Below are 18478 nucleotides of genomic sequence, written 5' to 3'. Positions count from 1 at the left end.
CCACGCACTGCCAATGGGCGCCGATCCCGGCAAGCCTCTTCTCCAGCAGAGGGCAGCGCTGGGCAAACCTGTGGCGGTAAACGCATGACACGCATCACCCGCATATCGCTCTGGCATGTGCCGCTGACCAGCCACACCGCCTATTACATGGCCGATGGCAAGACCTGCGACACGGTCGAGACCGTGGTGATCGCGGTTCAGACCGATACCGGGATAACCGGCTGGGGCGAGGTCTGTCCGATCCCGCATGACCTGCCTGCTTATGCGCGCGGCGTCGCCCCGGCCTTGCAAGAGCTGGTCCCGGTGATCCTGGGCGCCAATCCCGTCGGCCCCGAGGCGCTGATGGCGCGAGCCGACCGGCACTTACCCGGCCACCCCTATGCCAAGTCGGCGCTCGATATCGCGCTGTGGGACATCACCGGGCAGGTGGCGGGCCTGCCGCTGCATGCGTTGCTGGGCGGGCAGCGCGCGGCGGACATGCCGCTTTATCATTCGATCACCTGTATCGCACCCGACGAGATGGCCCGTATCGCGGGCGAGGCGCAGGCGCAGGGGATCACCCAGTTCCAGGTCAAGCTGGGCGCCTCGGGCGACTGGCAGACCGATGTCGAGCGTTTGGCCAGGGTGCGGGAGGTGGTCGGGCCGGGGCCGCTGGTCTATGGCGACTGGAATTGCGGCGCGACCTCGCTGGAGGCGATCCGGGTGGGCCGGGCGGTCTCGCATCTCGACATCATGCTGGAACAGCCCTGTGCGACGCTGGAGGATTGCACGCGTGTCCAGCGCGCCACCGGCCTGCCGATGAAGATGGACGAACTGGCCCATGACACGGCCTCGCTGCTGGCGGCGCACAGGCTGGGAATCATGGATGCGGTGGCGCTGAAACTGTCGAAATTCGGCGGGCTTTCGGCGACCCGCCGGGCGCGGGATCTGTGCCTGCACCTTGGGGCGAGAATGTGCATCGAGGACACCTGGGGCAGTGACATAACTACTGCCGCGCTGCTCCACCTGGGGGCGGCGACCGAACCGGGGCGGGTGCTGAATGTCTGTGATCTGTCGGGCTATGTCGCCCCGCGCCTCGCCCCCGCTGCCCCGGCCCGCGTTCAGGGTCGCATTGCTCCCCCCCCCGGTCCCGGCCTTGGCATCACTGTCGACAGTGATGCTCTGGGTGCGCCCGATCTCATACTGGACTGACCACATGACCCAGACCGATCCCGCCTTTGAGCATCTTCTGGCCGAACTCTACCGGCTCTACGCGCACGAACCCGCGCTGGCCGCATTTGCGGCCTTGCCTGCGGCGCTGATGCCGCAGCCGATCACGCCTGTCCGCATTCCGCCCGCCGCGCTGATGGAGAGCGATCCGGACCTGACGACCACCGCCTATGCGGCGATCCGCGATGCCTTCATCGCCGCAGGCGCGGTGGCCCAGTGGCGACTGACCTATCAGGGCTCGCGGCTGGGGGCCGATTTCATGGACCGGTTCGGCTGCTACTGCCTGATCGGCGAGGGTGGACCCTTTGCCAGTGACAGTCTCGCGGCCTATGTGGTCTACATGCCGGCGGGGCTTTACTATCCGTTCCACCAGCACCCGGCCGAAGAGATCTATTTCATCCTGGCAGGTGAGGCCGAGTTCCTGATGGAGGGGCATCCGCCCCGCCGTCTGGGGCCGGGCGATCATGTGTTCCACCCCTCGGGGCGCGCTCATGCCACGCGCACCCATGATCGCCCCTTCATGGCGCTGGTTCTGTGGCGCGGCGATCTGGAAACCGCGCCGGTGCTGACCTATCCGGAGGGAGAGATATGATCCGACTGAACAGCCAGGCCGATTGGATCGAGCGCGCCCGCGCGGTGCTGCCCGCCGCGGGGTTCGGCAATTTCGACCCCGCTGCCATCATCGCGCGCGGGCAGGGCGCGCGGGTCTGGGATCAGGACGGGCGCGAATACGTGGACTATCTGATCGGATCGGGACCGATGCTGCTGGGCCATGGCGATCCCGAGGTGATGGAGGCGGTGCTGGAGCAACTGCCGCTGGGCATGACCTTTTTCGCCAACAACACCAAGGGGATAGAGCTGGCCGAGGCGATCGTTCAGGCGGTACCCTGTTGCGAGCAGGTGCGCTTTGTCACCTCGGGGGGCGAGGCGGACATGTACGCGATCCGGCTGGCGCGCGCCTATACCGGCAAGTCCCGGATCGTGAAATTCGAGGGCGGCTATCACGGCATGTCGGCCGAGGCACAGATGAGCCTTGCCCCCGCCCGCGCGGTCAATTTCCCGACCCCGGTGCCCGACAGCGCCGGTATCCCGCAGGGGGTGGCCGATCAGGTGCTAGTGGCCCCGTTCAACGATCTCGAGGCGGTGGCCTCGCTACTGGCCGAGCATGACGACATCGCCGCGATCATCGCCGAGCCGCTGCAACGGATCATCGCGCCCGCGCCCGGTTTCCTTCAGGGCCTGCGCGCGCTTTGCGACCGTCATGGGGTGCTGCTGATCTTTGACGAGATCGTCACCGGCTTTCGCCTCGCCTATGGCGGAGCGCAGGAACAGTATGGCGTGACTCCCGATATCGTCACCCTGGGCAAGGTGATCGGTGGCGGCTTCCCGCTTGCGGCGCTGGGTGCCTCGGCCCGGATCATGGCGTATTTCGACAAGGGGGCGGTGGGGGCCGAACGCTGGCTGATGCAGCTGGGCACCCTGTCAGGCAATCCGGTGGCGGCGGCGGCGGGGCTCAAGACGCTCGAGATCCTGCGCCGTCCGGACCAGTACGCGCGCCTGCGCGATCTGGGTGAACGGTTGATGGCGATGCACGAGCGGGCGCTCGGCGCACAGGGCATCGCGCACCGGTTGTCGGGCGACGCCACCCTGTTCGACGTCTATTTCACCGAGGCCGCCTGCACCGATTACCGCACGGCCCGCCATGCCGAACCCGAGCGGGCGCAGGTCTGGAACGCGGTGCTGCGGGCCGAGGGCGTGTTCAAGTCTCCGGGCAAGCTCTATCCCTCGCTGGCGCTGGGCGAGGAGGAGCTGGAGCGGACCGAAGCAGCGCTGCACCGTGCGGCGGTGGCGGTCGCGGCGGTCAAGGGATAGGCAACAGGTAGCGCCCGGCCATGGGGACTTGTGCCACGGGCGCAAAGACCTAAGCTGGAGCAATGGATCCTGTTGCGGACCTCAATCACTGGATGATGACCCGGGGTCGCTGTTCTGACGATCCTGTCGAGGTGGTGTCGCGGTATTGCGCGACACTTGTGGATGCCGGCGTGCCGCTCTGGCGGGTCAATATCGGCCAGCGGTTTGCCAACCCCCTGCTGATCGCATGGGGCATCGTCTGGACGCCCGATGGCAGCGAAACCTATGATGTCACCCATGCGCGCATGCTGACCGACGACTATATCGGCAGTTCCTTTGAATACATCCTGACCCATCAGAAACCGCTGCACAAAAGCCTTCGCGGTCTTGATCGCGACAAGGACCATGTTTCCTATCTCGAATTCGCCGAGGCGGGAGGCACCGATTATTACGCGACGCTGCTTGAATATGGGGACGGATCGCTGCACGGCTGCACCTTTGCCACCCGCGACAGCGGCGGGTTCAGCCCGGAACACCTGGCAATGATCGAGGCGTCGAAACCGGGCCTGTCCTCGGCGCTGGAGCCGATGACGATGCGCAAGTCCACCCAAAGCCTGCTGCGCACCTATCTTGGCGACGGACCCTCGCGGGAGGTCTGGAACGGGACCGTCAGGCGCGGCGCGCGCAAGACGCTCGACGCGGTGGTCATGTTCACCGATCTGCGCGGCTTTACCGCCTTTTCCGAAACCGCGGGCGAGGACGCGGTCTTTGACGCGCTGGACGGGTATTTCGAACTTGTGGTCCAGTCGGTGGAAACCATGGGCGGCGATGTGCTCAAGTTCATGGGGGACGGTATCTTGTCGGTCTTCGTGATTTCCACGCCGCAAGAGCGGAACGGAAAGTGCCGGCAAGCCGCCAGCGCGGCGCGCGCGATCCTTGAAGGGCTGTTGGCCCTGAACGATACGCGCAGGGAAGCCAACCGGTCACCGCTGGACATCGGCATCGGGATCAATGTGGGCCGGGTCAGCTATGGCAATATCGGCAGCCCCGGCAGGCTCGACTTTACCGTTCTGGGACCGGCGGTGAATGCGGCAAGCCGGATCGAGGGGTTGACCAAGACACTCGGCAATCGGGTGCTGGCCACGGCTGCGGTGGCGCATTCGTCACCCGGGATGTTCACGCCGCGCGGCAGTCACCGGATCCGCGGTCTCAGCCAGGAAATCGAGGTCTTTGGCATGATCGAACCGACCGGCTGAAACACCAAAAGGCGCGTCTGGTCCGACCCCGGTTCGGGATCGACCCAACCCTCAGAACTCGGCAGTGGCGCGCATGGCCAGCGCGCCGTCCGCGCGCCGGGCCCAGAGCGTCAGGGCGTCGCCCTCGGCCCGGCCCTCGATATCAAACGGCGCCGGGCCTGCGATCGGGGCAAGCCCCCGGAACGAAAACGCGCGCAGGGGCCGGCCCGCCTGTGCGCAGGCCAGATCGGCCAATAGGGTGGCGGTCAGTGGGCCGTGAAACACCAGCCCGTCATAGCCTTCGACGGTGCGGGCGTAATCGACGTCGTAATGGATCCGGTGGCCGTTGAAGGTGAGCGCCGAATAGCGGAACAGCATCACCTCGGTCGGCGCGATCCGGCGCGAGAACTCGGCACCATCGGGCGCGGGGGCGGGTGCGGGCGCCGGAGCATCCGGCGCCGGATCCTCGCGATAGACGATGTCATGTTCTTCGGTCAGGGCGGGCGCGCCATCCTGGAACAGCGCGTGCCGGACGGTGACAAAGCAGAGCTTGCCGCTCCGCCCCTCCTTCTCGGTGATCGAGGCGATGGTCGAGCGTTTGTTGGCGGCCCGCCCCAGGATAAGCGGGCGGTCAAAGTGGAACCGGCCGCCCGCCCACATCCGGCGCGGCAGCGAAACGGGCGGCAGGAAGCCGCCCTTTTTCGGATGCGCGTCACGGCCCAGTTCGCTGGCGCGACGCGCCTCGAGGAAATAGAGCCAATGCCAGAGCGGCGGCAGCGCGTCGCCTTCGGTCAGGTCCGGCTCGCGGTCGAGCGTGGCCTGAAGAAAGCGCGCGGGTTGGGCGCGCAGCGTGTCCTCGGTGCTCTCCTGCCGGCCCAGCCAGTCTTGCAGATTGCTTTCGGTCATCGCCGGGGTCCTTTCCGTCAACGTCTCAATCCGCCTCCTGCCGCAGAAAGGTGGCGATATCGGCGGCCTGCGGCCAGCGCAGCATGGCCCGATACTGCGACACAGGGCGCCCGGTGATCTCGTGCCATTTCGCCGCAAGCCGGTCGGGCGGCATCGGGTTCTGCGGTGCGCCCAGCGGATAGGCGCAACTGGCGCTCAGTTCAAGGCCGTCGGAAAGTGTGACCTGCAGGCGGTCGGGCTGCTCGGGATCAAAGTTCAGCGACGGGTCGCGCGCCGGTTCGGGCACCAGCACGGTCAGCGCGATCAGGCGGCGGATCTCGGGCTCGGTCCAGAAACCCGCCGCGCCATCGGCCAGCGTCAACCCGCCCGAAACCAGCATCCGCGCGATCGAGGCGGGGGCGGAAAACAGTGCTTCGGCCTGGTTGCGGGGTTGGTGAAAGGGCAGGATCGCATGGTGGAAATCGGGCAGGCTGGCCCGGATCGCGACGATACCGGCGGTCTCGCCGTTCAGGCGGTCGCGGATCTCGGCCGCCGCTGTCATCAGCCGGTGGGTATAGCCGCAGGACGGCCAGGGTTTGAAGGCCAGCCCGTATTGCAACAATCCCCAGGGTGCGCCCAGCCGGTCGGGGATCGCGGCCAGCCGCGCCGCATCATGCGGCGCCAACACCCCGGCAAAGCCGCGCTTGTCATCCAGTACATGCGGTTGCGCGGTGGCGCCCGCCCGGGCCAGCAGCGCCGCCTCGACCCCGGTGCGCGCGGCGAACCCGGCCTGAAGCGGCTTGGCGGTGCTGCCGAATTGCGCGGTATAGCCCATCGCCTGCGAGACAGAGAGGGCCAGCGCATGTTCCGCCTGATCCTCGCTCAGCCCCAGCAGCCGCGCCACTGCCGCCGCCGCGCCGATGGCGCCCAGCGTGGCGGTGGCGTGAAAACCGCGTTTGTAATGGTCGAGTGTCAGCGCCTGACCCAGCCGCATGATCACCTCGATCCCGACCGCATAGGCCGCCAGCAACTCGGCGCCCGTGACAGGTCGCAGATGTGCCGCCGCCAGCAGCGCGGGGAACAGGACAACGGTGGGATGGGTGTTGCCGGGCTCCTCCCAATCGTCCATGTCCCAGGCATGGCCCGCCACGGCATTGACCAGTGCCGCCGTCGGGGCGGGCAGGGTCAGCGCGGTGCCCAGAACCGGCACCGGCCCGCTGCCCAGCGATGCCAGCGCCGCGCGACTGCGGCTTGCCGCCGGGCTGTCGACCCCGGCCAGGATACAGGCGATGCAATCGAGAATGGCCGGGGCCGCGACCGCCTCGACCGCCGGGTCGGGGCGGGAGGTGATCGCAAAGCGGGCCAGATGACGCGCGGTGTTCACGACGCGCCCACGCTGTTTTCCAGCGTACCGACACCGCCGACCGTGACCGCCACCCGGTCGCCCGGGCGCAGGAAAGCGGGGGGTGTGCGGCTGCCGCCGGTGCCGTCTGGCGAGCCGGTGGCGATGATGTCGCCTGCCTCCAGCGGCTGGATATGCGAGATATAGGCGATCAGCTCGGCCAGACCAAAGATCATACCGGCACCGCTATCGGACTGCATCAGGGTTCCGTTCACCCGCGTTTGCAATGACATCCCGGCGATATCTCCCGCCTCGTCGGCGGTGGTGATCCACGGCCCCCAGCTGCCCGAAGCGTGGAAATTCTTGCCTGCATGGACCGAATGTTTCATCCAGCCCCGGACCGAGCCTTCGTTCATCGCCGAATACCCCAGCACATGGCCCAGAGCGGCCTCTGGCGCGATATGGCGGCCGGGCCGACCGATCACCGCAACGATTTCGCCTTCGAAATCAAAGCTTTCGGCGGCGGAACCTTGCGGCATTTCCAGCGGGGCGCCATGGCCCACCAGCGTTTGCGGATGGCGCGAGAACAGCACCACATGGCCCGGATCTGGTGGCGGCACCCCATCGACCGGATAGGGTTTGCGATAGTTCATGCCGGCGCAGAGGATCTTGCCGGGTTCAGGGATCGGCGGCAGCCAGACCAGACCGTTCAGCGGCAGCGCCGCGCCGCATTGGCCCGGCAGATCGGCCACCGGGCGGGTGCGCAGATAGTCGCGCAGGGTGGGGCAGGCGGCGCGCAGCGCGGGCAGGGCGGGATGTGCGCCCGCATCGGTGATCACCCCATAGCCGGGCGCGCCGTCAACAAGGAACGAGGCAAGTCTCATGTCCGCTCTCCCTCAAATGCCGCCTCGCGTGCGCGGATCACCGCGCAGAGTGTATCGTTATAGGGGGTTGGAATACCCAGCGCCGCGCCCAGCGGCGGGATGGCGCCATTGATCGCTTCAAGCTCGGAGCGCCGCCCCGCCTCGTGATCCTGCAACATCGAGGGTTTGGCCGTGCCCACCCTCTCGGCAAAGGCGGTGACATAGGCAACCGGGTCGTCAAAGGAGAACGCCACCCCGCGCGCGCGGCCGATCGCATAGGCCTCGGCCATGCACCCCAGTGCCACCGCCCAGCGTTCGGGATCAGCGCGCAGATCGGCAACGTTACAGCCAAAGGCGGTGCAGGGCGCCGACAGGGTGACGTTGCACAACAGCTTTTCCCAGATCAGCCGGTCGATATCGGCAAAGGTCTCGACTTCGAACCCGCCCGAGCGCCAGATCCCGGCCACTTGTTCCAGGCGCGGATCGTCGCCGCCGGTCATCGCGCCCAGCCGGATCAGCTTCATCGCGGTGTGGCGCGCGTGTCCCGGCCCGACCATGGCGGCGCCGAACCCCTCGGCCACGCCCAGCAGCACCCGGTCGGCGGGCAGGTGGCGGGCGATACGTTCGCCCGCGCCCAGCCCGTTCTGGATTGTCAGTACCAAGGCATGTTCCGGCATGGTCGCGGCAATGGCCCGCGCCGCCGGTTCGACGCCCGCCGCCTTGGTCGCCAGGATATAGAGGTCGCAGGGACCGGCCCGGGACAGGTCCTCCATCGCCTCGACTTGACGGGACAGGAGCGTTCCGGATGGCCCGTCCACGCGCAGGCCCCCGGCATTGATCGCCGCCACGTGCTCGGTCCACATGTCCACGGCCCGCACCTGATGTCCGGCCTCGGCCAGGCGGGCGGCATAGATCGACCCCATGGCGCCGCAGCCGACGATTGCGATTTTCATGAGGAAGGCTCCTTTTCAACGGGTAGTCCGAACTGATGGACCAGATCGGCGCGCAGGTCGGGAGACAGGTGCTTGGGCCAATGGCGACCCAGCAGAGTGATGGCCCGGGCCGAGGCACGCGCGCCCATATCGGCGCGCGTGCCCAAGGCCCAGTCGCCAAGTTGCGCGCGGTCTGCGATCTCGGGGTAGAGGAAGTCGCTGCGCATCCGGGCATAGGTCTCGGGCCGGCCCAGGAAATGACCCTCGCCGCGCACCACCTCGGCAATCGCCTCCAACGCCAGCGTCCGGGACGTGATTTCAGGCGGGATATTGGCGCGCAGGATCGCGCCCATCATGTCATTGTCGGCCACCATGGCGCCGAAATGCACCGCCATCAGCCCGGCCTGGCTGCCCGCCGCCTGGGTGATCAGGTTGGCCCCGGCCTGAAGCGCGGTGTTGATGGTCAGCGCCTTTTCGTAACCGGACTGGAAATCGGGCAGCTTGCTGTCGGTGGCGCCCGCGATTACCGAACAGGGCAGGTCCCAGAACCGCAGCACCTGCACCGCCAGCCCGGTGGCCATCGCCTGTTCGCCCGCACCGCCCGCCAGCCCGCCGCTGCGCAGGTCGGTGATCATCGGGCGCGGGCCCGCGATGCGCGGCGCGTTCGGGTCGAGCGCATGGACAAAGGCCAGCCCCGCCAGCGTCTCGGCCAGGGTCTGGGCCACCGATCCCGCCAGCGTTACCGGGCTCGATGCCCCCAACTGGCCGAACACGTTGCAATGCACCGGGATGCCTGAGCGCACCGCCTCGGCCATCACTTCGGCGCTTTCGGCGTGAAACCTGAGCGGGGGCACCGCGTGGTTGATGTTGAGCGACAGGAAGGGCCGAGCGCGGAACGCGGCCTCGCCCCCCGCGATCCGGTAGCAGAGCGCGGCAAGCGGCGCCACATGGCCCGGCTCGGTTGCCTGCACCATCACGTGTTTGGCAGTACCCGCCAGCGCGGCGGCGGCGGTGGCCAGGTCAAAGCTCAGCGGATCGGCCACGTCCCCTGCCACCAGCGAGCGGGCGAAGAAATGCACATGCTCCAGCGCATCGGCCAGCCGGGCGGCATCATAGAGATCGGCAAGTCTGGAGGGACGGTAGTCGCCGCTCTCTGCGTCCATCACATTGGGCGCGGCGCCGCCGGTGCCGGCATAGGCGCGGGTGCCACCGACGCTCAGGTCATGGGCCGGATCCTGACCGGCCAGCAGCACCCGGCGCGGCATTTCGGCCAGCGTTGCCTCGATCAGGGCGCGCGGATAGAGGAGACGCCCCCGGTCGAGCCTGCCCCCCGCCGCAAGGATGGCATCACAGACAACCGGTGGCGCCTCGGCCATGCCGATCATGGTGAGGATGGTGATCGCCGCCTCGGCAAGCTGCGTGACCGCCTCGGCCGGGACCGGGTGCCAACTGCCACCATGGGCGGCGGTCTCGGGTCTTTCACCGGAATTGGCCTCGGGGGTGGTCTTGCGCTTGCGTCTGCTCATGTCGCGGATACTCCCAGCCGGTCGGCCAATGTCTCGATCTGTCTCCAGGTGTCGCGCGGGACCGACACGACCCCGCCCGAGGCCGCGCGGTGGGCGCGTTCGCGCTCGCCCGGGATCTCGACCCCGGAACTGCCCGGCGCGGGCGGGCAGCGGCGCAGCTCGTCCAGCACCTCTTCGGCGGCGGCGGCCATGGTGCGGGCATCGCGGAACCTCTCTGCCGACAGCGCGATCAGCAGCCAGTTGCATTCGGTGGTCGAGGGTCCCAGCAGCGCCTCGCCCACCAGCTCGCCCAGCAGGGCAAGGCCAAAACCCTTGTGCCCGCCCGCCGGCAGGATGGCGCCGCCGGCAAAATAATCCTCGGGGTTGCGAGTGGGGTGGCCCTGGGCGTCGATCACGCAGTCCTCGGGCAGCAGCGCCCCGGCCGAGCGCGCCGCATAGATCCAGCCGCCCGCGATCTTGGAGGTTGCGAAATCCAGCACCACCGGCCCCCGGTCGCCACCGGGAATGCCGATGCACCAGGGGTTGGTGGGCAGCATGGCGCGGGCGCCGCCATGGGGCGCCACCTGCCGCCAGGTCTGGCGATTGCCGCCGCCCAGGCAAATGGTCAGGCACCCGGCCTCGGCCGCCGCTTCGGCAAAGGCACCGTGCCGCCCGGTATGGCCCACGTGACGGATCGACAGCGCCGACAGACCCCGCGCGCGCGCCTCGTCACAGCAGGTATCATAGGCCAGCCGCAGGGCTGGGATACCGATGCCGCCCCCCGCCTCGACCCGAGTCGGGCCGCCTGCGTCGTCGCGCACCACCCGTGGGCGGCCCGAGGGCGTCAGATAGCCGCTTTCGACCTGGGCGGCATATTCCAGCACCCGCATCACCCCGTGGCTCTCGACCCCCGACAGGCTGGCATCGACCAGATGCGCGGCCACTTCACCGGCGATGTCTGGGTCGAACCCCAGGGCCTGGAAAATCGCCTCGAGCAGGGATTGCACCTCTGTCGCGGGCAGGCGGGTTCTGCCGCTGGCAAGGGTCAGCTTGCTGTTCGGGTCTTGCATTCTCTGTGTCCTCGCCCGACGTGGACCATCCGTCCTTGGGTGAAGGATAACGGGATGTAATCTGCGAAAACATAGGCTAAAGGGGAAAGTTGATGTTTCCTTAGATGAACGATGATGGCGCGACCCAGCTTGCCCCTGCACCAGATACAGGCCTTTGACGCGGCGGCGCGGCATCTGAGCTTTACCCGTGCCGCGCGCGAACTCAACGTGCTGGGTCCGGCGGTGGGCCGGCAGGTGGCACAGCTTGAGGCCGATCTGGGCGTGATCTTGTTCCTGCGGACCAAGCCGCGCCTGACCCTGACAGACGAGGGCGCACAGCTGGCCCGCGCAGTGGCGGCGGGGTTCGAGGCGCTGCATCAGGGGTTGGCCGAACTGCGCGACCGGTCGGGGCAGGCGGCGCTGGTGGTCAATGCGGCGATGGGCTTTACCAGCTATTACCTGCTGCCCCGGACGGGCGCGTTCCAGTCGCGGCACCCCGATATCGCGCTCCAGATCGTGACCCGCGACCAGAACCCCGATTACGACCCCGCAACCTGCGACCTGCTGGTGACCTTTGGCACGGCGGGGCTGGAAGGTATGGTGTCGCGACGGGTGATCCCGGAGCGGCTGGTGGCGGTTTGTACGCCCGCCGTGCTTGGCGGGCGCGGTCCGCTCAGCCGGGACGAGCTGGCGGCAGAGCGGCTCTTACATCTGAGCGCGGAGTCTCATTTCGACGATTGGAAACGGTTTTTCGAGGGCAGCGGCGTGACCCCGCCCAGCCCGCCTCGGCACGACCGGTTTCACAGCTTCATGGTGCATAACCGGGCGCTGCAGAACGGCATGGGGATCGGGCTTAGCTGGCGGCCTTTCATGGATGACCAGCTGGAAAGCGGGGCGCTGGTACTGGCCTGTTCTCACGAATGCTGCACCACGCGCGGCTATTACTGCAACATCACTCCGCGCGGGGTCGGCAAACCGGGCGCCGAAACCTTCATGATCTGGCTGTGCGAGGCGGACCGGGTGCCTAGCCTGGACGCTGATAGGTCACCGCACCATCCATGATCGTCACCATCGCGGCGGCCTGGGTGATCTCGTCGGGGGCCAGCGCGGTCAGGTCGTGGCTGAGCACCGCGATATCGGCCACCATGCCCGCTTGCAGCCTGCCCTTGCTGTCCTCGTTGAACTCGACCCAGGCATTGTCGCGGGTATAGCTGGCCAGCGTATCCATCAGCGACTGGCTCTGGTCCGGCCAGTCCGGGCCGAGGTCGAGCGGGGCGATGGCGGCACGGATGCTGGGCATCACATCGACCGGGATCACCGGCCAGTCGGTCGAGAACACCACCCGTGCTCCCGTCTCGCGAATGGTCTGCCAGGCATAGGCCCCCGCGATCTGGTCGGGATGCAGGTATTGCCCCACCGCGCCGGGCGGGAAGATATGGCCGCGCGGCGCGTGGCCCGGTTGCAGCGAGGCGACGATATCCAGTTCCGCCAGCCGGGGGATGTCGTCGGGATGGATCACCTCGATATGTTCGATCCGGTGGCGGCTGTCGCGCCTGCCATTGGCACGCCGGGCCGCTTCGAGCGCATCAATCGTGCGCCGTACCCCGGCATCGCCGATGGCATGCACCGCGATCTGAAAGCCCAGCCGGTCGGCCTCGACACAGCAGGCGGTGAAATGCTCCTGGGTAAACACCTCGTCGCCCGTATTGCCATTGGCGCCCAGCTCGCCCGGATAGGGCCGCAGCATCAGCGCGGTGCCGCTTTCGACGACGCCGTCGATAAACATTTTCAGGTGGTTGCAGCGCACCTTGTCGCCGCGATAGGCGGCGCGCATGGCGGGCGCCTCGGTCGTCATCCGCTCCAGCGGGTCGGTGCCTTTCATGTGGAACGGCACCTCGCAGCGGCAAAGCAACCGCCCCTCGGCCTCGAGCTCGGTCAGCAGTTCGAGCTGATAGCGGTTGCCGTCCATCAGGTGCAGCCCGGTGATGCCCTGCGCGGCGCAATGGGCCAGGCCGCGGGCGATCACGTCCTTGTCGCGGGCGCGCTGTTCGGGGGTGGCGGGCGGCTCGGGGTCCTTGCCGGTGGTCAGGCCCAGCATCTCGCGCCCGCCATGGCGGGTCAGGCCCAGGATCGGGCCATAGGCACCGGGTTCCAGCAGTTCTCCATTGGCCAGACCGTCCTCACCCATCACGATGAGCGAGCCCGCGTCGACCTCGCCACCCTGGAGCAGGCCGGTCGCCTCGAGCGCGGCGGTATTGGCCCAGACGGTGTGGTGATCGGGGGCGAACATGGCCAGCGGGCGATCGGCCAGAATACTGTCCAGATCATGGCGTGTCAGGGTGTGGCCGGTGCCGAGGATGCCGTAATCGGCCATCACGCAAAAGACGAGTGCGTCATCGGGATTGGCCTGTGCATAGGGCTGAATGGCCGCGCGCATCGCGTCCAGCCCCCTGACCCCGTAAAGGCTGAGACAATCCAGCTCGACCGAGCCGCCAAAGAGATGCACGTGGCTGTCGATAAAGCCGGGCAGCACGGTACCGCCCCGCGCGTCGATCAGCCGGGTCTCGGGTCCGGCCAGCGCAAGGATCTCGGCATCGCTGCCGACGGCGGCGATCACGCCACCCTGGATCGCCAGAGCCTGTGCTTGCGGCTGGGCCTCGTCAAAGGTGATCAGCGAGCCGTTGTGAATGATGATGTCGGCGGGCATGGGCGGGCTCCGGTCAAAGAAAGAGCGGCCCCGTCCGGGGACGGGGCCGCAGGTTGGTTATTTCTGAAGCTCGGTCCAGATCGCCGTATAGAGCTTGGTCGCCTCGGGCGGGCAGGTCTTGGACACGAAGGCCGCACCTTTCAGCGCGTCGGGCACGACCACTTCGGGGGCCGTTTTCATGTCCTCGGGCATATAGGCCTCGGACCCCTTGATGCCGTTGGCATAGCGGGCAAAGGCCGACAGCATGGCGGCGTTTTCCGGATCCATGATGAAGTTGAGGAAGATCTTGGCCTCTTCCACGTTCTTGGCATCGCTCAGGATCGCGGCATTGTCCATCCAGACCGGGAAACCCTCTTGCGGATAGCCAAAGGCGATATCGGGGTTCTGGTTGCGGGCCCGGAACGAGGCGCCGTTCCAGTTCACGCCAGCGGCCAGGTCGCCCTTGGCGTATTTCTCGATATTGCCGTAATCCATCGACAGCCAGTGCGGCTTGGCCGCCTGCAGGATGTCGCGCGCCTTTTTCAGGATTTCCTTGTCGGCGGTGCACTGCTCGCCGCCCGCATAGCGAATGGCCAGGCCCATGACGTCGTTCATCTCGGGCACCACGTTGATCTTGCCCTTCAGCTCTTCGGGCGGATCAAAGATCAGCGCGGCGGTGTTGATGTCGCCACCATAGACCGAGGTGTTGACGGTAATGCCAACCGTGCCCCATTGCCACGGAACCGTATAGTTGCGGCCCGGATCGAATTCCACATCGACCCATTGCGGGTCCATATGCTTGAAATTCTCCATCTGGTTGGGCTTGCTTTCCATCAGCAGCCCCTCGCCCACGAAGATCGGGATATAGGTGCCCGAGGGCACCACGATGTCGAACCCGTGCCCGCCGGCCTTGATCTTGGCCAGCGCGGTGTCGTTGCTGTCGTAGTCGGTGATCGTGACCTTGATGCCGGTCTCGGCCTCGAATTTCTCGATCATTTCGGGCGAGGTGTAGTTGCCCCAGTTGAAGATGTTCAACTCGCCCTCCGCCAGCGCGGGGCCGGCCAGAACGAGGGTCAGTGCCGTCAGTGCCTTTTTCATCAGTACTCTCCCTTTGGTGTTTTACTTTCTGAATTTGCTCAGCAGCGTGTAAGCGATCACCATGGTGATCGAGATGCCCAGAAGGGCGGTGGAAATCGCATTGATCTCGGGCGTCACCACGCGGCGCAGCTGACCCAGCATATAGGTGGGCAGCGTGTCCTGACCGGCGGATTTCACGAATTCGGTGATCACCACGTCATCCAGCGAGATGACAAAGGCCAGCATCGCGCCCGCCAGGATACCCGGCCACAGCTGCGGCAGGGTCACCCGGCGGAACACCTGGAACGGGGTCGCATAGAGATCGGCGGCGGCCTGTTCCAGGCTCAGATCCATGCCCTGAAGCCGCGCCCGGATCGGCAGATAGGCAAAGGGGATGCAAAAGGCCGAATGCGCGAGGATCAGATAGGCCAGCCCGGTATAGCCGGTGGCGACCTTGATCATCGCGAAAAAGATCAACAGCGCCACGGCGGTCACGATCTCGGGCACCATCAGCGGCTGGTTGATCAGGGCAAACACCGCCGTCTGCCCCCGGAACCGCCGCGTGCGGGTGGTGGCCAGCGCGGCCAGCACCGCAACCGTGGTCGAAATGCCCGAGGCCCAGAGCGCGACGACCAGCGAGCGCAGCGTCGCCTCCTGTACCTGCTCGTTCTCCCAGGCCGAGGCGTACCAGCGCCATGAGAATCCTTCCCAGATGGCGATCGAGGTGCCGGCGTTGAAGGAATAGACCACCAACAGGATGATCGGCATGTAGAGCATCGCGAAACAGGCAAAGGCGATGGTGGTGAAGCCGGTCTGCTTGCGGATGTCAAAGACGCGCTCAGCCATGGTGGGCCTCGTCATTGCCGGCGGCGCGCACATAGGCCAGCAGCGCCACCATCACGATCGCCAGCAGCGTGATCGACAGCGCCGCGCCCAGCGGCCAGTTGCGGCCCTGCCCAAATTGCAGCTCGATCAGGTTGCCGATCATCAACTGGTTGCCGCCGCCCATCACGCGCGGCGTCACATAGGCGCCCAGCGAGGGTACGAAAACAAGGATCGACCCCGCAATCACCCCCGGCTTGACCAGCGGCAGGATCACCCGGCGCAGCACCTGGAGCCGGGTCGCATAGAGGTCATAGCCCGCCTCGACCAGCCGGAAATCGAACCGTTCCATCGAGGCATAGATGGGCAGGACCATCAGCGGCAGATAGACATAGACCATGCCAAGCAGGATCGAGAATTCGGTGAACAGCATCTGGATCGGCGCGTCGATGATGCCCAGCGCGATCAGAACGGTGTTCACGGTGCCTTCGTTGCGGATCAGCTCGAGGATGGCAAAGGTGCGGATCAGCAGGTTGGTCCAGAACGGGATGATGATCAGCAGCATCCACAGGTCACGCTGCTTTTTCGGGCGCGTGGCAATGAAATAGGCGGTGGGAAAGCCGAAGGCGAGACAGGCCAGCGTGGTCAGCGCCGACAGTTTCACCGACCGCCAGAAGATGCTCAGATGCGCGTCCGACCATCCCAGCGTGTCATCGAAAATGTCGCGCTGCATGAAGACGTTGAACCAGGCATCGAACGAGAGCTGCCATTCGACGCCGCCATAGTCCCCCGGGCTGAGAAACGAGTAGACCAGCGTGATCAGCAAGGGGCCGCTGGCGGCCAGAAGCAGGATGACCAGCGCCGGCATCAACAACAGCCAGCGGTTTCGGGCCGCGCGGTGTGCCGTGATATCCGGTATCTCCGCCATCGCTCAGTCCCTCAGCACCTGGGCAACCTCGGCGGGAAAGCACACCCCCACCGGATCGCCGGTGGAATATCCCGCCGTGCTGTCGGGGCTGTTCTGCTGGCGCAGCACAAAGGTTGTCCCGTCTTCGAGGGTCACGTGAAAATGGGTGTCGGTGCCGAAATAGACCGCATCGCTCAGCACCCCGGCAAGCAGCCCCTCGGCGGGTGTGCCGAGCCGGGCATGTTCGGGGCGCACCGCGATGGTGACACGGCCGTTGACCCCTTGGGCGGCACGGGCGGCAATGGTGCGCCCCGAGCCCAGTCTCAGCGTTGCCGCACCGTCCCTGTTCTCGACCACATCGGCTGACAGGAAATTGGTATCACCGATGAAATCGGCGACAAACCGGTCGGCGGGATGGTCGTAGATCTCGCGCGGGGAACCGATCTGGCGGATGGCGCCATCGGACATCACCGCGATCCGGTCCGACATGGTCAGCGCCTCTTCCTGGTCATGGGTGACAAAGATGAAGGTGATGCCGGTCTCGGTCTGAAGGCGCTTGAGTTCAAGCTGCATGTTCTTGCGCAGCTTGAAATCCAGCGCGCTCAGCGGCTCGTCCAGAAGCAGCACGCGGGGCTTGGGCGCCAGCGCCCGGGCCAGCGCCACTCGCTGTTGTTGACCGCCCGAGATCTGGCCGGTTTGCCGGTCGGCGAGATGCGACATCTGCACCAGTTCCATCATCTCGCCCACGGTCTGGCTGATCTCGGCCTTGGGCCTGCCCAGCATCTCCAACCCGAAACCGATATTCTCGGCCACCGTCATGTGCGGAAACAGCGCATAGCTCTGGAACACGGTGTTGATCTGGCGCTTGTAGGGCGGCAGGTCCAGCAGGCTCTGCCCGAACATCTCAAGCGTGCCCGATGTCGGATGCTCGAACCCCGCGATCAGCCGCAGGATCGTCGTCTTGCCGCAGCCCGACGGGCCAAGCAGCGTGAAAAACTCGTTGTCGGCTATGTCGATCTCGACACCGCCCAGGGCCTCGACCGGCGGATTGCCCGGATACACCTTGCGCAAGGCCCGTGCGCTGATCGCATTGGTCAATTACGGCTCCCGCCAATCGTCAGCGCGGTTCGCGTCGTGTTTTCTTGCTGCGCTCAATTGATGATTGCGCCATTGGCGGCCGGGGGATATACCCCTCTTGGGTTAGTTTTCTGCGAAAGATCAGTCACTGCGTGTGTAATTTATTTGATCGGTCTGTCAGATAGAGACATCCATAGATTGCGCAGCGCAATGAGTGGTGTCGGTACGCCCGGCTTTTTTCCCGCCTTTCGGCGATTGTTGCGCGCGCGGATATCGTTTGCGACTTTCATCATGATCCGCTTCGACCCGGGCAAGGCGCCTGTGATGCTGGATGCCTGGTTCGTTTCCAAGCGTTTGCCCAGCGCGGCTTTGACGGAGTACCTGAGCAATACATTTCCTTTTGATCCGTTCTATCAGTTTCTGGACCTGCCACCTGGGGGTGCCTCTATCGGCTGCCAGAGATTGCACCGGACCGCTTCTTTTCCAGCGAATACTATCTGGAGTACTACCGAAAGACTGGCCTTTGCGACGAGGTTGGCTTGCTGGCGCCCCTGCCATCAGGCGCGCGGGCGCATCTGTCCGTCAGCCGGTTCGAGCGGAGCGGGCCGTATCGGCGTCGCGAAATCCAGTGCCTAAAGCATCATGCGCCGGTTCTACTGGAACTGTTGGCCCAACATGTGGCAGCGATCAGCCCCACGGTTACCCTGGTTCCACCCGTCAATGCACCTTCGCTGGCCGATCTGATCCGGGTCTATGCGGCCGAGACGCTTGCAGCCCAACTAACCCGCAGAGAGGCGCAAATCGCGGCTTTGGTTTTGCAAGGGCATTCCAATGGCTCTGCTGCGCTGATGCTGAACAATTCGCGCGAGACCTGCAAGGTGCATCGCCGCAACCTGTATCGCAAGCTGGCAATCTCATCGCAGCGTGACCTGTTCGGGTTGCTCAAGCATCTTTTGTGATCCCCGGCGCCCGTTTCCGGGCGCCGGGTTGGTTTCAGAATACCACGACCGAGCGGATGCTTTCGCCCGCGTGCATCAG

The 18478-nt window shown here is 66.1% G+C and carries 18 protein-coding genes; 7 read left to right on the top strand and 11 right to left on the bottom strand.

Annotated features, from left to right (window positions below; all coding sequences use genetic code 11):
- Positions 1-84: 84 nt before the first annotated feature.
- From MB818_RS20225 to MB818_RS20210, 4 genes are all read left to right on the top strand, one after another.
- A complete protein-coding gene (locus MB818_RS20225; protein ID WP_238906217.1) occupies positions 85-1191 on the top strand; it encodes a mandelate racemase/muconate lactonizing enzyme family protein in 1107 nt (368 codons plus the stop codon).
- A gap of 4 nt (positions 1192-1195) precedes the next feature.
- Complete coding sequence (gene dddQ, locus MB818_RS20220; protein ID WP_234183804.1) at positions 1196-1801, top strand: dimethylsulfonioproprionate lyase DddQ; 606 nt, start codon at positions 1196-1198, stop codon at positions 1799-1801.
- Complete coding sequence (locus tag MB818_RS20215; RefSeq protein ID WP_238906215.1) at positions 1798-3081, top strand: aspartate aminotransferase family protein; 1284 nt, start codon at positions 1798-1800, stop codon at positions 3079-3081. Before dddQ ends, MB818_RS20215 begins: the two co-directional genes overlap by 4 nt.
- 62 nt (positions 3082-3143) lie before the next feature.
- Positions 3144-4316, top strand: a complete 1173-nt coding sequence (locus tag MB818_RS20210; RefSeq protein ID WP_238906213.1) for an adenylate/guanylate cyclase domain-containing protein — start codon at positions 3144-3146, stop codon at positions 4314-4316.
- 51 nt (positions 4317-4367) lie between these two features.
- On the opposite strand, the gene MB818_RS20205 is transcribed toward MB818_RS20210, so the two are convergent.
- Genes MB818_RS20205 through MB818_RS20180 form a run of 6 tightly spaced genes read right to left on the bottom strand, consistent with a single transcriptional unit; the run spans position 4368 to position 10892 of the window.
- Positions 4368-5201, bottom strand: a complete 834-nt coding sequence (locus MB818_RS20205) for an HTD2 family dehydratase (RefSeq protein ID WP_238906211.1) — start codon at positions 5199-5201, stop codon at positions 4368-4370.
- Positions 5202-5226: 25 nt separating this feature from the next.
- Entirely contained in the window at positions 5227-6564 is a 1338-nt protein-coding gene (locus MB818_RS20200) for an MmgE/PrpD family protein (RefSeq protein WP_238906209.1), read from the bottom strand.
- On the bottom strand, positions 6561-7406 hold the full coding sequence (locus MB818_RS20195) for a fumarylacetoacetate hydrolase family protein (RefSeq protein ID WP_234163956.1): 846 nt from the start codon (positions 7404-7406) through the stop codon (positions 6561-6563). Before MB818_RS20195 ends, MB818_RS20200 begins: the two co-directional genes overlap by 4 nt.
- Positions 7403-8338, bottom strand: a complete 936-nt coding sequence (locus MB818_RS20190; RefSeq protein ID WP_234163953.1) for a ketopantoate reductase family protein — start codon at positions 8336-8338, stop codon at positions 7403-7405. Before MB818_RS20190 ends, MB818_RS20195 begins: the two co-directional genes overlap by 4 nt.
- On the bottom strand, positions 8335-9843 hold the full coding sequence (locus MB818_RS20185; protein ID WP_238906207.1) for a trimethylamine methyltransferase family protein: 1509 nt from the start codon (positions 9841-9843) through the stop codon (positions 8335-8337). Before MB818_RS20185 ends, MB818_RS20190 begins: the two co-directional genes overlap by 4 nt.
- Positions 9840-10892 carry an Ldh family oxidoreductase gene (locus MB818_RS20180; protein WP_238906205.1) on the bottom strand — a complete coding sequence of 351 codons (1053 nt, stop codon included), beginning with the start codon at positions 10890-10892 and terminating at the stop codon, positions 9840-9842. Before MB818_RS20180 ends, MB818_RS20185 begins: the two co-directional genes overlap by 4 nt.
- A 114-nt stretch (positions 10893-11006) precedes the next feature.
- Between MB818_RS20180 and MB818_RS20175 the strand changes: the two genes are divergently transcribed.
- Positions 11007-11933 carry a LysR substrate-binding domain-containing protein gene (locus tag MB818_RS20175; protein WP_234166751.1) on the top strand — a complete coding sequence of 309 codons (927 nt, stop codon included), beginning with the start codon at positions 11007-11009 and terminating at the stop codon, positions 11931-11933.
- Here MB818_RS20175 and MB818_RS20170 read toward each other — a convergent pair.
- From MB818_RS20170 to MB818_RS20150, 5 genes are read right to left on the bottom strand one after another with little or no spacing between them, the layout of a single operon-like run.
- Complete coding sequence (locus tag MB818_RS20170; RefSeq protein ID WP_238906203.1) at positions 11896-13578, bottom strand: amidohydrolase; 1683 nt, start codon at positions 13576-13578, stop codon at positions 11896-11898. The two genes, MB818_RS20175 and MB818_RS20170, sit on opposite strands and share 38 nt — an antisense overlap.
- A gap of 57 nt (positions 13579-13635) precedes the next feature.
- Complete coding sequence (locus MB818_RS20165) at positions 13636-14655, bottom strand: ABC transporter substrate-binding protein (RefSeq protein WP_234140802.1); 1020 nt, start codon at positions 14653-14655, stop codon at positions 13636-13638.
- Positions 14656-14676: 21 nt separating this feature from the next.
- Positions 14677-15480 carry an ABC transporter permease gene (locus tag MB818_RS20160; RefSeq protein ID WP_234145473.1) on the bottom strand — a complete coding sequence of 268 codons (804 nt, stop codon included), beginning with the start codon at positions 15478-15480 and terminating at the stop codon, positions 14677-14679.
- Positions 15473-16384: an ABC transporter permease gene (locus tag MB818_RS20155; RefSeq protein ID WP_234163940.1), complete on the bottom strand. Its 912-nt coding sequence runs from the start codon at positions 16382-16384 to the stop codon at positions 15473-15475. The genes MB818_RS20160 and MB818_RS20155 overlap by 8 nt, the downstream gene beginning before the upstream one ends.
- A gap of 3 nt (positions 16385-16387) precedes the next feature.
- The gene (locus MB818_RS20150) at positions 16388-17461 is read right to left on the bottom strand and encodes an ABC transporter ATP-binding protein (protein WP_439653304.1); all 1074 of its coding nucleotides are present in this window, start codon (positions 17459-17461) and stop codon (positions 16388-16390) included.
- A gap of 189 nt (positions 17462-17650) precedes the next feature.
- On the opposite strand from MB818_RS20150, the gene MB818_RS20145 reads away from it, so the two are divergent.
- Together MB818_RS20145 and MB818_RS22100 are read left to right on the top strand one after the other, a co-directional pair.
- Positions 17651-18076 (top strand): hypothetical protein, encoded by a 426-nt coding sequence (locus tag MB818_RS20145; protein WP_238906202.1) that lies wholly within the window; start codon positions 17651-17653, stop codon positions 18074-18076.
- Positions 18077-18117: 41 nt separating this feature from the next.
- Positions 18118-18399 carry a helix-turn-helix domain-containing protein gene (locus tag MB818_RS22100; RefSeq protein ID WP_238906201.1) on the top strand — a complete coding sequence of 94 codons (282 nt, stop codon included), beginning with the start codon at positions 18118-18120 and terminating at the stop codon, positions 18397-18399.
- Positions 18400-18478: the final 79 nt, after the last annotated feature.

The organism is Ruegeria alba (genome assembly GCF_022321465.1).
Taxonomy (GTDB): Bacteria; Pseudomonadota; Alphaproteobacteria; order Rhodobacterales; family Rhodobacteraceae; genus Ruegeria_B; species Ruegeria_B alba.
Note: the sequence above shows the minus strand (reverse complement) of the source record. Positions and strands in the feature narration are given on the sequence as shown.